The following is a 14199-nucleotide window of genomic DNA, read 5'->3' on the forward strand; positions in this document are numbered from 1 at the left end:
GATCAGCCTTTCCGCTTCTTGATCTCTTCGGTTGCCTGCGGAACGACCTTGAAGAGGTCGCCGATGATGCCGAAGTCGGCGATTTCGAAGACGGGAGACTCCGCGTCCTTGTTGATCGCGACAATCACCTTGGAGGTCTGCATGCCGGCCTTCTGCTGGATCGCGCCGGAAATGCCCGCGGAGATGTACAGCTGCGGGGAGACGGTCTTGCCGGTCTGGCCCACCTGGAAGTCGTGGCCGATCCAGCCGGCGTCGGTGGCCGCACGGGAAGCGCCCACCGCGCCACCCAGGGCGTCGGCGAGTTCCTCGAGGGGGCCGAAGTCGCCGTCGACGCCGCGGCCGCCGGCCACTACCACGCGGGCTTCGGTGAGTTCCGGGCGTCCACTGGCCGGACGTTCGCTGCGCGCCGTGATGCGTGCAGCCGAGGCAGTGGCGTCAGCCGGAACCTCGACGGTGACGCTCTCCGGGGTACCAGCGGCGGGTGCCTCGGCGACGTCGACGCTGTTCGGCTTGACCGTCAGGACGGCGACGGCGGTACGCGCCTTCGCGGTGGTGGTGTACGCACCGGCCAGGACCGACTTGTGGGCGGTGCCGTCGGCGTCGACCCCAACGACGTCGGTGATCACGCCGGCGTTCAGCTTCACGCCCAGGCGGGCAGCGATTTCCTTGCCGTCTGCCGAGTTTTCCAGCAGGACGGTGTCCGCACCGGAGGCGGCAACCGCCGCGGCGAGGTAGGCAGCCTTCGGGGCCACCAGGTAGTCATCCAGGTCGGCCACGGACGGGCGGTAAACCGCGGTGGCGCCGTGGGCAGCGATGGCTGCCGCGACGTCGTCGTGCAGTTCGCCGTTGAAGGCCACCGCGCTCTCGCCCAGCGAACGGGCGATGGTGAGCAGTTCGCGGCTGCTCTTCTTCAGCGCGCCGCCCGGGTTGTCAATGAAAACAAGTGCTTTTGCCATGTGTCTGGGTCCTCTTAGAGCAGCTTCTGGGCGGCCAGGAAGTCAACCAGCTTGATGCCGGCGTCGCCTTCGTCCGTGATGATGGTGCCTGCAGTGCGCGGCGGGCGGGCCGCGGCGGTCTCGACGGCGGTCAGGGAACCTGCGGCGCCGACCTGACCGGCGTCGATGCCGATGTCGGACAGGGCCAGGGTGGTGATCTTCTTCTTCTTGGCCGCCAAGATGCCCTTGAAGTTCGGGTACCGGGGCTCGTTGATCTGGTCGGTCACGGAGACGAGCGCGGGCAGCGATGCCTCCACGGTGTCCGAGTGACCGTCGCCGTCGCGCCGCGCGGTGAGGGTGGTGCCGTTCAGTTCCAGCGCCGAAGCGAAGGTCACCTGGGGCACGCCGAGGCGTTCGGCAAGCTGTGCCGGGACCAGGGAGGTTTCGCCGTCGGTGGAAGCCATGCCTGTCAGCACAAGGTCCACAGGGCCGAGGTAGCGGATGGCCGCGGCCAACGCGAGGGACGTGGCGGCGGCGTCGGAACCGGCGAGGGCGTCGTCGTTCAGGTGGACACCGGAGCTCGCGCCGATCTGCAGGGACTTCTTGACGGAGTTCACGGCCCCGGCCGGTCCCATGCTCAAGGCAATGACTTCGTTGCCTGCCTTGGCACCGCCGCGGGCTTCGCTCAGCTGCAACGCGGCCTCAAGGGCGTACTCGTCCAGTTCCGAGAGGATGCTTTCGTCACGGTCGACAGTATTTCCCTGGCCCGTGAGGTGTCGGTCGAACTGCGCGTCAGGGACGTGCTTGACCAGAACAACAATCTTCAATGTCTCTTCCACTGTGTTCGAGGCAGCCTTCCTTGCTTGAGGATGGCCAGCGGCTGGGCGCATGGCCATGGGCGCCCGGCTCGCGGGCTTCGTCCTAGCTAAGCATATTGCGGCGCAATTCGATGTGCCCGCGTTAACGCCTGTTTCGGCGCTGGGGGCGGTTTCACGCGGAAGCGGACGGCACCCGATGGTCCCGCCCGCTTCCGCTTCCGACTTACCGCTGTTACTGCTGTTACTGCTGTGGAGCGGCGTCCAAGGTGACGTCGATTTCGCGTTCCTGGCCGCCCCGCAGGATGGTGGCCTTGACGGTTGCGCCGGCTGCCTGCTCGCGGACGGCGGCGGTCAGCTGGTTTGGGTCGCTGATGGTCTGCCCTGCGAACTTGACCACGACATCACCCACCTTGACGCCCGCCTTCTCGGCGGCGGAACCCTTGGTGACACTGGCGACTTCTGCGCCCACCGAGAAGCTGGCGCTGCTTCCGGTGGCCGACTTAGCCTGCACACTGACGCCAAACTGGCCGTGGCTGGCCTTGCCGTCCCGGATGATTTCCTGGGCGACCCGCTTGGCATGGTTGATCGGGATGCTGAAGCCCACGCCGATGTTTCCGCTGGAGGAATCCGAAGTGCCGCTGCCGGCCGAGGCGATGGCGACGTTGATGCCGATTACCTCGCCCTTGCTGTTAACCAGGGCGCCGCCCGAGTTGCCCGGGTTGATGGCGGCGTCGGTCTGGATGACGTTGATGGAGATGGAGCCCTGGTTCGCGCTTGACTGGTTCCGGCTTTCACCGGGGGGAGCGAATTCAAAGCCTCCTTCGCCGTTTCCCTCGGAGCTGTCCGGGGCTTCCTTCGGCGCGGCCGAGGACGCCACGCTGATGGTGCGGTTGAGGGTGGAAACGATGCCGTCCGTGACGGTGCCGGTGAGGCCAAGGGGGGAGCCGATGGCGACGGCGGTGTCCCCCACGTTGATCTTGCTGGAGTCACCGAGGGTTGCGGGGACCAGACCGGACGGATCCGCGACCTTGATCACCGCGAGGTCGGACAAGGGATCGGTGCCCACGACGATTGCCTTCAGCACGCGGCCATCGTGGGTGCGGACTTCGATCGAGGCGTTGGCGGTGGCGCCATCGAGAGTCACTACGTGCGTGTTGGTGAGGATGTGCCCCTGGTCGTCGATGATGATGCCTGAGCCGGTGCCGCCCTCGCTGCCGCTGGACGCCTTGATGGTGACCACGCTCGGCGAGGCCTTGGCCGCTGCAGCGGTGATCGCGTTGACGTCGTCCTTGTTGTTGACGATGACAGTGCCGCCGCCCTGGCTGCTGGTGCTCGCTGCGGGAGCCTGGTTGTCAAAGAGCTGGTTGCTGGCTGCCACAACGCCGCCGCCGACGAGTCCGGCCGCCAGGATGCTGGCGACGAGGGTCCCGACGCCGAACGCCGGCTTGCGCCTGGTGTCTGTCGCCGTGTTCCCCGGGGCTCCGGCGGGGGCACCCAGGTGGGAGAACTGCTGGGTGTGCTGGCTTGCAGGGTGCTGGTGGGAGGGGTAGCCAGGCCCAGGGTGGTGGCTGCCGGCGGTGCCGTAGAACGGAGCGTGCTGCGGGTACGACGGGCCTGCCTGCGGGGCCGCGCCCTGGTGAGGCTGCTGGAAGGGCTGGCCGCCCGCTGAAGGTTGGCCGCTCTGGACGGGCTGGCCAGGCTGGTAGGCAGGCAGCCGTGTGGTGGGCTGCTCCCCCGGGTGCCCGCCCGGAGCAGGGGTGCCAGTGGGCTGGCTGGCCTCGCTGCCGTACGGGGCCTCGGCATTGTTGTCTTCCGGGGTCTCGCGCTCAGCTCCCGGTCCCTGCGCTGGGTTCTCCGTCATGGGACTTCCTTTCTTCCTCGTCTGGCATTAACTATGGCCGCTTTTGCTGGATCAAGATCGGATGTTTGCTGAAAGCTTGCTGAACGCGGCAGCCAGCCATGCGCATCCTCCGCGGGCCCCTGGACGAACAGCCGCAAAAACTGCCTACAACGCGGGAAGTTCCGGCTTTTCTCCACGTTTCGCTGGCGGCATATTCGGCTCGGTGGACGCCTTTTTGGGTGCACCATAGAATCACAATGGAATTGCCACAGCGACCCTGCGGCTCTACAAACCATGCGTGGGGGCGCTGCTGCATTCTGTGACGATTGTTCCGGCCTGGACCAGTCGCAGACGTGCTGAAGGGTTGCGCATGCGGTCAATGTTGAAACGAGTTCTCGCCGTCATTGGCCTGACCGGATTATTGGCCTTCCCGGCCGCATCCGCATGGGCGGAAGACCCGGTGGACCTGAACCCGACCACCAAGATCGTGGACGATGCCGGCGTGCTGGGCAGCAGGACATCGGAAGTCCAGGACGCCATCAAGAAACTCGGAACCGAGCACTCGATGGTGCTTCACGTCGTCACGGTCAAGAAATTCGAAAACCCGACCAATCGGGAGGCGTGGACCGACAAGGTCGCCGAAAAGGCAAGCCTCGGATCCAACGCCCTCATTTTCGCAATCGCCACCGATACCCGGCAGTACATCCTGAACAAGGGCGGCAGCAAGATCACCGACGCCCAGATCGAAAGCATCAAGAGCAACGCCATTGGTCCGCAGCTTGCAAACAGCAACTATGCCCAGGCAGCGATCGACGCCGCAGCGGCCATCGGCGACGCCGCAGGCGGGGGCAAAGGCACGGTTCCCAATGGCGGCTCCGGGGCTGCCGTGCTCGTTGGCGCGGGCATCGTAGCGGCCGGCGGCGTCGGTACCTACCTCTACCTGCGCAACCGCCGCAAGAAGGGAGCTATGGGTTCCGGCACGGCATACTCCCCCGGACAGGGAGAGCCCGATCCGCTGGCCTCGTTGAGTGTCGAGGAACTGCGCCGCAAGGCCGGCTCCCTGCTGATCGAGGCGGATGACGCCATCAAGTCGAGCGAGCAGGAACTCGGCTTCGCCCAGGCACAATACGGTGACGCCGCCGTCGGGAACTTCACGAAGGCGCTGCAGGAAGCCAAGACGCACATGACAGAGTCCTTCAAGTTGCAGCAGCAACTCGATGACCATATTCCGGATACCGAAGAGCAGCAGCGCAGCTGGCTGGGCGAAATCATCCGCCGCTCTGAAGCCGCCCTCGCTTCGCTCCGGGAACAGAAGGCAGACTTCGATTCCCTGCGGGAGCTCGAAAAGAAAGCCCCGCAGGCCCTGGCCACCGTTGGGACGGGCGTCCGGGAAGCGGAGGCGAAGATTGCCAGTGCCGAGCAGTCCCTCAACGGACTCCGCGCGAAGTACGCCGGCAGCGCCCTCACGCAGGTCGCCGACAACATCACGCAGGCCAAGGAACGGTTGGCCTTCGTTCAGAACGCCACGGCGGCAGCCCAGGAAAAGCTGGCCGCGGGCGAAAACAGCCTTGCTGCTGTTGCCGTGCGGGCGGCCGAGGAAAGCCTCCACCAGACGAACGTCCTGATCGATGCCATTGGAAAGACCGCCGGCAGCCTCGATGAAGCCCGCGCCTCCCTTGAGAGCGCAGTCGTGGACACCAGCCAGGACCTCGCCCAGGCCAAGGCCATGATCCAGTCGGGGGCGCATCCCGAACTGGCCGGGCCCGTGGCCGGCGTGGAGTCGGCACTTGCGCAGGTGAAGGCCGAAATCCAGGCCGGCAAGATCGACCCCATTGCCACGCTCGACAAGGTGGAGAAGGCGCACCAGGCCCTGGACCAGTCCCTTGGCGGAATCCGTGACCAGCAGGAACAGGCCCGCCGCGCGCAGGCCTCGCTTCAGCAGACGATCATGGCGGCCCAGGCCCAGATCAGCGCCACGTCCGACTACATCACGGCCCGCCGCGGCGGGGTGGGCACCGAAGCCCGGACCCGCCTTGCCGAAGCACAGCGGAACCTTGACTACGCGCTTTCCATCTCCCGGAACGATCCCGTCACTGCCCTCGCTTACGCACAACAGGCGCACGCGCTGGCGGCACAGGCCGCTCAGGTGGCTCAGTCCGACGTCGAACAGTTCGGCGGCTATGCCAACCAGGGCTACAACAGCGGTGGCATGTTCGGTGGCGGCGGTGGCGGCCTGGGCGGTGCCATTCTTGGCGGCATCCTCATCAACTCCATCTTCGGCGGAGGTGGAGGCGGCTGGGGCGGCGGCCACAATGACGGCGGCGGGGGTGGAGGCTTCTTCGGCGGCGGCGGTGATAGCGGCGGCGGCTGGGGCGGCGGAGACGGCGGCTGGGGCGGGGACTCCGGCGGAGGCGGTGACTTCTAGCCCACAACGGGAGCTTTAGCCCACAAAGACTAGGCGGGGCCCAAGCCCCACGTAGAAGCGGTACAACAACTGATCACTGGATTCAGTGGGACCCACTGAGCAGGACGAAAGGCAACACCATGGTTAAGCAGTCCATTTTCGGCAGGATCGCCCAGCTCGCCAAGGCGAACATCAATGCCTTGCTCGACCAGGCTGAGGACCCGCAGAAAATGCTGGACCAGATGGTCCGTGACTACACGAACAACATTGCCGAGGCGGAGTCCGCAGTGGCCCAGACCATCGGCAACCTCCGCATGCTCCAGGCTGACTACAACGAGGACATCAAGAACGCCCAAGACTGGGGCAACAAAGCCCTCGCAGCGTCCCGCAAGGCGGACGAGTACCGTGCGGCCGGCGATGCCGTCGACGCCGAGAAGTTCGATAACCTGGCCAAGGTGGCCATCCAGCGCCAGATGACCGCGGAGGGCGAAGCCAAAGCCGCAGAGCCGAACATTGCCTCCCAGAGCGAGGTGGTGGACCGGCTCAAGGTCGGCCTGGACCAGATGAAGAACAAGCTCAACCAGCTCACGGCCAAGCGCAATGAACTGGTTGCCCGTGCCAAGACCGCCCAGGCCCAGTCCCAGGTGCACGACGCCCTCAAGAGCATCGACATCATGGACCCCACCAGTGAGGTCGGCCGCTTCGAGGAGAAGATCCGCCGCGAAGAGGCCAAGGTCCTTGGCCAGCAGGAGCTCGCCGCGTCCAGCCTGGACGCCCAGTTCAACCAGCTTGAAGACCTCGGCGAGCAGACCGAGATCGACGCCCGCCTTGCGGCCCTGAAGTCCGGTGGCTCGACGGCGGCGATCGGCAGCGGTTCCGCTGCGCCCGCTGCCCCGGCCGTCAACGAAGCGGACTTCGACAAGCTGTAGGCCGCGGCGTCACGGCCTGCGGCGTCAACCGCCCGAGGACAAACAGACAGCCCGGTGGCCGGTCCTTCCTGGACCGGCCACCGGGCTGTTCATCTGCCAGACTTGGTGCTTAGTCAGTTGCCCCCATCTCAGGGGCGCTTTGCTTCGACGGCCAAGCGGCCGACGATCAGCCTCATGATCTCGTTGCTGCCCTCCAGGATCTGGTGGACGCGCAAATCCCGGAGAATCTTCTCCAGTCCGTATTCGGACAGATAGCCGTAACCGCCATGCAGCTGGACCGCCTTGTTGGCGACGTTGAATCCGGCGTCTGTGGCGACCCGCTTTGCCATCGCACAAAGCCGCACCGTGTCCGGCGCTCCCCGTTCCAAGGCGTCTGCGGCCCGCAGGAGCAGCGTCCTCGCAGTCTCGAGCTCGGTGTCCATGTCCGCGATCTCGAACAGCAATGCCTGCTGCTTGATCAACGGTCCGCCGAAGGCAGAGCGTCCGCTCAGGTACGCAATGGATTTCTCCATGGCGGCTTGGCCCCCGCCGAGGGAGCAGGCACCCATGTTGACCCGGCCGCCGTTGAGGCCCTTCATGGCAATACCGAAGCCGCTGCCTTCCTCCCCCAGCCTGTTGGCGGCGGGCACCCGGACGCCGTCGAAAATCACTTGCCGGGTGGGCTGTGCGTTCCAGCCCATCTTCTTCTCGTTCGGCCCATAGGACATGCCGGGGACATCGGCAGGCACCACGAACGCGGTGATGCCGTGGCTGCCCGAGTCGGAGGTTCGTGCCATGACCACGTAGACACCGGCGGCCCCGGCCCCGGAAATGAACTGCTTGGTGCCCGTCAATAGGTAGTCATCGCCGTCCCGCACAGCCTTGGTGGTAAGCGCAGCGGCATCCGAACCAGCCCCTGGTTCGGTGAGGCAGTAACTACCCAGCACTTCCATCGAAGCAAGCCCCGGCACCCACTTGGCGCGTTGCTCCTCGTTTCCGAAAGCATCGACCATCCAGACAACCATGTTGTGGATGGAGATGTAGGCCGCGATCGTAGGGTCCGCCTTGGACAGCTCCTCGAAAATGAGCACGGCATCGGTGCGGCTGAGGCCCGAACCGCCAAACTCTTCCTTTACGTAGATGCCGCCCATCCCGAGCTCACCGGCCTGCCGCAGGACGTCAACCGGGAAGTGTTTATGTTCGTCCCATTCGGCCGCATGTGGGGCAATGGCTGTTGCCGCGAAGTCGCGCACCATCTCGACTACCGCTTGCTGCTCTTCGTTGAGCTCGAACATGGGCACTCCTTTATCCGGGTTGGCCGGCTAGTTGCCAGGGTTTATTTGCTGACCTTCCCCGTCAAGGATGCGATGGGGCGAAGGAACAAGGGCCTGGCAAGGAACCAGGCGGCCACGATCACGGCGAGCGAGGCGGCGAAGATCCCGAAACCGATCCAGTTCTCGTCGCTGCTGCCGCCGTACATGTGGTTCAGGTTGCGCAGTGCTCCCGTTGCGAGCACCAGTGTGACATGCACGAGGGTGAAGGCCACGAAGTAGACCATCACCGGGAAATGCACGGCGCGGGCGAATTCGATCGGGTAGATCTTGTTGATGGCGGCCTTCTTGGGCCAGGCCGAGGAGGTGCGCAGGCCGGTAAGGATGGCGAGCGGGGCGGCGATGAAGACGGTGGCGAAGTAGGTCAGCAGCTGGAGGGCGTTGTAGTTGACCCAGCCGTTCTCAATAGGCCAGTTGAGGGAAAGGTACTGGATTCCGGCCGAGACCGCGTTCGGGAACACGTCCCAGCTGGTGGGGACGATCCGGACCCACTGGCCCGTGGCGAAAAGCAGGATGATGAAGAGCAGGCCGTTGAGGACCCACAGGGCATCCAACGTGAGGTGGAACCACAGGTCCAGGCTCATCTTCGTCGGAGCATTCCTGGTACGGATGAGTCCCTTGTTGTTGCGGGTCCAGTATGCCGGGGGCCTCTTGGCGGTGCGGACCTGCCAGCCGGAGCGGACGATGAGCACCAGGAAGAAGACGTTCAGGAAATGCTGCCAGCCCAACCAGGCAGGGATCCCCACCGCGGTGCCGGCGGGCAATTCGGAGCGGCCCGGATAGTCGTGGAGGAAGGATTGTCCGGCTGAGCTGCCAGTGAACCATTTGGCCAGCAGCACGAAGATGAGAAGGAGCAGCAGGGCGCCGGAAACGGCCAGGACCGGTCGAAGCCACTTGCTTTGCTTCGCTGACGGCTTCTTGGTGGGGGCGGACATCTTCGCAGACACCTCTCGGGGGAACTTTGGCAATCATGGACGCATCAAGCTAACAGGCTTTCGCCTGCCGCAGCCAAGGCCTGTTACGCCAGTCTTCGGATGCGGCCATCGGGTGCCCGTCACTGCTGACTTTCCTTGCCGTCCGGGCGCCCAAAACCGAGAATACTAGGAAATCCAACTATTCTCCATGGGCCAAAAACAAAAGATCCGGACCAGTTTGCACTGATCCGGATCTTCTTCCAGTTGCGGGGACAGGATTTGAACCTGTGACCTCTGGGTTATGAGCCCAGCGAGCTACCGAACTGCTCCACCCCGCGTCGCGGTCTCTACTCTACCCTATTTTCGGCGGGCTCCTGACCACCTGCTTCGCGACGGCGGAAGCGCCTCGAAAAACAAAAGATCCGGACCAGTTTGCACTGATCCGGATCTTCTTCCAGTTGCGGGGACAGGATTTGAACCTGTGACCTCTGGGTTATGAGCCCAGCGAGCTACCGAACTGCTCCACCCCGCGTCGCAGGAACTACATTACCGTCCGGTGAATGCGGGGCCAAATCCAGGCGACGTGACGTCCGTCTCCCCCGCCGCCGGAATGGGTCAGGTGGCGGGAAACGGAAGGAGCCGGCGCCCGCCATCCATCGCGGGCACCGGCTCCCTCAAAGGGTTTACGTTCCTGGACCCTAGCCGCTCTGCGTCGGGGTCGGCGTCGCGGTGCTCGACGGCGACGGCGACGGTGAAGTCGTCGGTGACGGCGTCACTCCAAGCCGGGCCTCGGCGTCGAGCGCCTTCTTCAGCGCGGCAGCCAGCTTGTTCTGCTGGGCGCCGTAGGCCGCGAAGTCGCCCTTGGACAGGGCCGTCTGGCCGTCCTTGATGGCTTGGTTGGCCTCGTCCAAGGCCGCCTTCAGGTCGGCCTTGGCGTCCTCCGCTCCGGACGGTGTGTTCGGGGAGGTGGGCGTGCTGGGTGTCTGGCCGTTGTTGGCCGAATCACCCGCCTGGGCGCCGGAGTTACCGCCGAACAGGTCGTCCAGTGCCTCGTCCAGCGTGGCGGCGAAGCCCACCTTGTCACCGAACGCGACCAGGACGCGCTGCAGGGTCGGGTAGGAAGTTTCACCGGTGGACTTCAGGTAGACCGGCTGGACATAGAGCAGGCCGCCGCCGACCGGGAGGGTCAGCAGGTTGCCGTTGAGCACATCGGAAGCGCCCTGGCGCAGCAGGTTCAGTTCCCGGGACACGTCGGGATCGGAGTTGAACTTGTTTTGTGCCTGGCCGGGGCCGGGCACTTGCGTGTCGGTCGGCAGCTGGAGCAGCCGCAGCTGGCCGTAGCCCTGGTCCTTGACCCCCTTGGTGCTGCCGGCATCGGAATCAGCCGACAAGAAGCCGTACAGGATGTTGCGGGCATTGCCGTTGACGGTCTGCGGGATGAAGGAGGACGTCAGCTGGAAGGCCGGCTTGCTCTGGCCCGGCATCTGCAAGGACATGTAGAACGGGGGCTGCTTCACGGCATCCGTCCCGGTCACCGTGGGATCGTTCGGCACGCTCCAGGCGTCAACGTTGTTGTAGAAGCGGTCCGGGTTGGTGACGTGGTAGCGGCCCAGCAGTTCGCGCTGGACCTTGAACAGGTCCTCCGGGTACCGGACGTGGCTCATGAGCTGCCCGGACATCTCCGTGTACGGCTTGATGGTGCTCGGGAAGATCTTCTGCCAGGACTTCAGGATGGGGTCCTGGTCGTCCCAGGCGTAGAGCGCCACGGAGCCGTCGTAGGCGTCAACGGTGGCCTTCACGGAGTTCCGGATGTAGTTGACCGTGCTGTTCGGCAGCACCGCGGTGCGGCCCGTGCTGGTCTGCGTGTCCGCCGTGACGTTCTGCAGCTGCTGCTGCTGGGAGTACGGGAAGTACTGGCTCGTGGTGTAGCCGTCCACGATCCACTTGACGCGGCCGTCGACCACGGCCGGGTAGGCGTTGCCGTCCACGGTCAGGTACGGCGCCACCTTTTCCACGCGTTCGCGCGGCGTGCGGTCGTAGAGGATCTGGGACTTCTCGTTCACGCCGTCAGACAGCAACAGATCCGAGGACTGGAACTTCATCGAGTACAGGATGCGGTTGAACCAGTTGCCCACGTTCGGGCCGCCGTTGCCCGTGAAGGTGTACTGGGTGTCGGTGGAGCCGTCCTTGCCTGCGGGGCGGTCCTGCTCGCGGTGCGTGGACCCTTCCGGGGCGCCGACCACCGAGTAGTCCTCGGTGTTTTCGCCGAAGTAGATCCGGGGCTGGTAGTTCGAGTCGTTGCCGAGGACACCACTGGAAGGAATCCCGGAAAGAAGGAAGTCCGGCTTGCCGTCAACCGTGAACTTGTTGCCCTTGGCGGCGACCACGCCATAGCCGTGGGTGTACACGATGTGTTTGTTGTACCAGGTCTGCTGGCCCGTGCTGATGCCCTCGGCATTCAGCTCGCGGACAGCGATGACGGTGTCCTGGACCTTGCCGTTCAGGGTGTAGCGGTCAACGTTCAGGGCCTTCGGGAATTGGTAATACGGGCGGTACTGCTCAAGCTGGCCGAACGCCGAGGACACGAGGTTCGGGTCAAGCAGGCGGATGTTCGCCGCTGTCTGGGCGTCCTTCGCAAGGGCGCCGCTGCTGGCCGTGGTGGTCGCCTTGTACGGCTGGACCTGCACCTTGTCCAGGCCGTAAGCGGCCCGGGTCATCGAGATGTTCCGCTCGATGTACCTGTTCTCGAGGGTCTGCTCCGAAGGGCGCACCTGGAACTGCTGGATCACCCACGGGTACACGCCGCCGGCGAGGATCGAGGTGATGATCAGCATCGCCGTGCCGATCACCGGCAGGCGCCAGCGTCCGATCACCGCGGCGACGATGAAGAGGATGGCCACCAGGCCCGCCGCGACCGCGAGGATGGACTTGGTGGGCACGACGGCGGTGACGTCGGTGTAGAGCGCCCCGGCCCAACGGCCTCCGTTGTTCTGCACCGTGCCGTAGACATCGAGCCAGAAGTTCGCGCCCAGCAGGAGCAGGAACAGGGCACCGCTCACCGCGAGGTGGATCTGGGCGGCACGGCTGGTGAACACGCCGCGTTCCATGAGCCGGATGCTGCCGTACAGGTAGTGGGTCAGGATTCCGGCGATGCCGGCGACCACCACCACGCTGATCAGGAATCCGGTCACGAAGCCCAGGAACGGCAGGGTCATCAGGTAGAAGCTGATGTCCAGGCCGAACTGCGGATCCTGCTGCCCGAACTGTTCCTGGTTGAAGAACAGCAGCACCTTCTGCCACTGGCTGGCGGCGGCGCTGCCGGCGAAAAGGCCAAACAGTATCGGCAGGCCGATCATGACCACACGGCGCACCGGTTCAAGCTGGACCTGGTAGCGGCTGAGGTTGTCCCGCACGTCGGAATCCGGGGCGTAGACCGGACGCGCACGGTACGCCAGGCGGATCGAGGCATACACGGCGCCGAACATGAGGACGAAGCCGCCGGCAAAGGTCAGGATCCGTGCAAGGTTCTCGCGGACGTAGACCTCGAAGAAGCCAAGCTGCTGGTACCAAAGGACGTCGGTCCAGACGTTCGAGAAGAAAACGAAGGCCACGACTGCGAGCGCCACGACAATCAAGGTGGGAGTCAGGGCACCCCGTCTCAGCGGCGGTCTTCCGGGCGGGCGGGTGCTTGCAGGACGGGACAAACCAGGTACCTCATAGCTCGTTGTCAGATATACGGTTCAGTGCGAGTGTTCAGCGGCCTGTCCCCCGCAACACAGTCCAGCCATGCTGCGCGGTCCGGGGCCGTCAAATATGCCACGAGTGGCGGCGGAGCTAAGTTCCATCGCCAGTCTAGTTCTTGGTACAGGCCGGCAGCCCGGAGGTGTCCTGCCCTTCGGCGAGCCGTTTCACGGCCGCTTCGGCATCGCCGAGCGTCTCCACCTTGACCACCTGCAGGCCGTTGGGGACATGGCCCACCACATCGTCGCAGTTGGCTGCGGGAGCCAGGAAGAGGCTGGCTCCCTTCGCCCGCGCACCGTGCATCTTCTGCGCGATTCCGCCGATCGGTCCCACCACTCCGTCAGGGGAAATTGTTCCGGTTCCGGCAATGTGCTTGCCGCCGGTAAGGTCGCCCGGGGTGACGGTGTCGATGATCCCCAGGGCGAACATCATTCCGGCACTCGGCCCGCCCACGTCCTCAAGGGAAATCTTCACCTGGAACGGGAACGTGAACTTGTACTGCAGCGCCACGCCCAGCAGCCAGCGGTCGTTTTCGCCCTTCTTGGGGGTGATGCTGACGGTGACCGCTTTGCCCTGGCGCTCAACGACGACGGCGGCAGGGGCTCCCGCAGTGGCGGCCAGTTCGCCCTGGATGACGGCGAGGGTCGTCACGGCCTTGCCGTTGATGGACGTGAAGACGTCGCCTTCACGGAGTTTCCCTTCCGAGGCCGAATTGCTGCTCAGCCCGGCGACTTCGAGTTTCTGGCTGAAGGGAATGTCCAGTTCCTTCAGGGCGGCGGCGACCGCGTTCTCCTGCGAGGACGTCATGGCCAGGGCGCTCTCCTGTTCGGATTCCTCCTTGGTGATGCCCTTGGGGTAGATCAGTTCCTCCGGGTAGACCGCCTTGGAGCCGTCCAGCCAGGCCTGGAAGGCCTCCACCAGATTGACCGGACCGTTGGGTCCGCCGCTGATGTAGACCGTAGTCAAGTCGAGGTTGCCCTTGGCGGGGAAGCTTTCGTGCCCGCTGACGGAAATCACGGGCTTTCCGTTGGCCGAACCCAAGGTATTGAAGGTCGGTCCGGGAGACTCCACCACGTAGGGAACCGGGAGCGCCACGGCGGCAATGCCCAGGAGGATCACGAGGGCCCCCGAAATGAGCATCGCGGTGTATCGGCCGTTGCGCGGCAGGGGCTGCTCCGTGCCCTCAAAAGGTGCCGGCTCCTGGAACTGCTGCCCGCCGTCGTCGAAGCTTCCGGTACCCCGGCCGTTCCAGGGGTTCGGCGATGTGTTCAATGAATTGGCCTCTCCGTGCGCACCGGCAGGTGCGCA

General features: G+C 65.0%; 9 protein-coding genes and 2 tRNA genes. 2 read left to right on the forward strand and 9 right to left on the reverse strand.

The window, feature by feature from the left end; translation table 11 throughout:
* Positions 1 to 2: 2 nt before the first annotated feature.
* The 3 genes from ACN9M4_RS13495 to ACN9M4_RS13505 form a co-directional block, all read right to left on the reverse strand.
* Positions 3 to 956 carry an electron transfer flavoprotein subunit alpha/FixB family protein gene (locus tag ACN9M4_RS13495; protein ID WP_426298682.1) on the reverse strand — a complete coding sequence of 318 codons (954 nt, stop codon included), beginning with the start codon at positions 954 to 956 and terminating at the stop codon, positions 3 to 5.
* A gap of 14 nt (positions 957 to 970) precedes the next feature.
* Positions 971 to 1762, reverse strand: coding sequence for an electron transfer flavoprotein subunit beta/FixA family protein (locus ACN9M4_RS13500; protein WP_426298684.1), 792 nt, complete (start codon positions 1760 to 1762; stop codon positions 971 to 973).
* Positions 1763 to 1994: 232 nt separating this feature from the next.
* Positions 1995 to 3614 carry a trypsin-like peptidase domain-containing protein gene (locus ACN9M4_RS13505; RefSeq protein WP_426298686.1) on the reverse strand — a complete coding sequence of 540 codons (1620 nt, stop codon included), beginning with the start codon at positions 3612 to 3614 and terminating at the stop codon, positions 1995 to 1997.
* Positions 3615 to 3963: 349 nt separating this feature from the next.
* On the opposite strand from ACN9M4_RS13505, the gene ACN9M4_RS13510 reads away from it, so the two are divergent.
* Together ACN9M4_RS13510 and ACN9M4_RS13515 are read left to right on the forward strand one after the other, a co-directional pair.
* A complete protein-coding gene (locus ACN9M4_RS13510) occupies positions 3964 to 6018 on the forward strand; it encodes a TPM domain-containing protein (protein ID WP_426298688.1) in 2055 nt (684 codons plus the stop codon).
* Positions 6019 to 6137: 119 nt separating this feature from the next.
* Positions 6138 to 6926, forward strand: a complete 789-nt coding sequence (locus tag ACN9M4_RS13515) for a PspA/IM30 family protein (protein ID WP_426298690.1) — start codon at positions 6138 to 6140, stop codon at positions 6924 to 6926.
* Positions 6927 to 7054: 128 nt separating this feature from the next.
* Here ACN9M4_RS13515 and ACN9M4_RS13520 read toward each other — a convergent pair whose 3' ends face one another.
* The 6 genes from ACN9M4_RS13520 to ACN9M4_RS13545 form a co-directional block, all read right to left on the reverse strand.
* The gene (locus tag ACN9M4_RS13520) at positions 7055 to 8200 is read right to left on the reverse strand and encodes an acyl-CoA dehydrogenase family protein (RefSeq protein ID WP_426298692.1); all 1146 of its coding nucleotides are present in this window, start codon (positions 8198 to 8200) and stop codon (positions 7055 to 7057) included.
* 41 nt (positions 8201 to 8241) lie between these two features.
* A complete protein-coding gene (locus ACN9M4_RS13525; RefSeq protein ID WP_426298694.1) occupies positions 8242 to 9171 on the reverse strand; it encodes a cytochrome b/b6 domain-containing protein in 930 nt (309 codons plus the stop codon).
* A 243-nt stretch (positions 9172 to 9414) separates the two neighbouring features.
* Positions 9415 to 9488 (reverse strand) — tRNA-Met (locus tag ACN9M4_RS13530).
* A 120-nt stretch (positions 9489 to 9608) separates the two neighbouring features.
* Positions 9609 to 9682: transfer RNA gene (locus ACN9M4_RS13535), tRNA-Met, on the reverse strand.
* A 166-nt stretch (positions 9683 to 9848) separates the two neighbouring features.
* Positions 9849 to 12854, reverse strand: coding sequence for a UPF0182 family protein (locus ACN9M4_RS13540; RefSeq protein WP_426298696.1), 3006 nt, complete (start codon positions 12852 to 12854; stop codon positions 9849 to 9851).
* A gap of 148 nt (positions 12855 to 13002) precedes the next feature.
* Positions 13003 to 14163: a YlbL family protein gene (locus tag ACN9M4_RS13545; RefSeq protein WP_426298698.1), complete on the reverse strand. Its 1161-nt coding sequence runs from the start codon at positions 14161 to 14163 to the stop codon at positions 13003 to 13005.
* Positions 14164 to 14199 lie beyond the last annotated feature (36 nt).

The sequence above is a fragment of the Arthrobacter sp. R-11 genome, from assembly GCF_049913155.1.
In the GTDB taxonomy this organism is placed as follows: Bacteria; Actinomycetota; Actinomycetes; order Actinomycetales; family Micrococcaceae; genus Arthrobacter.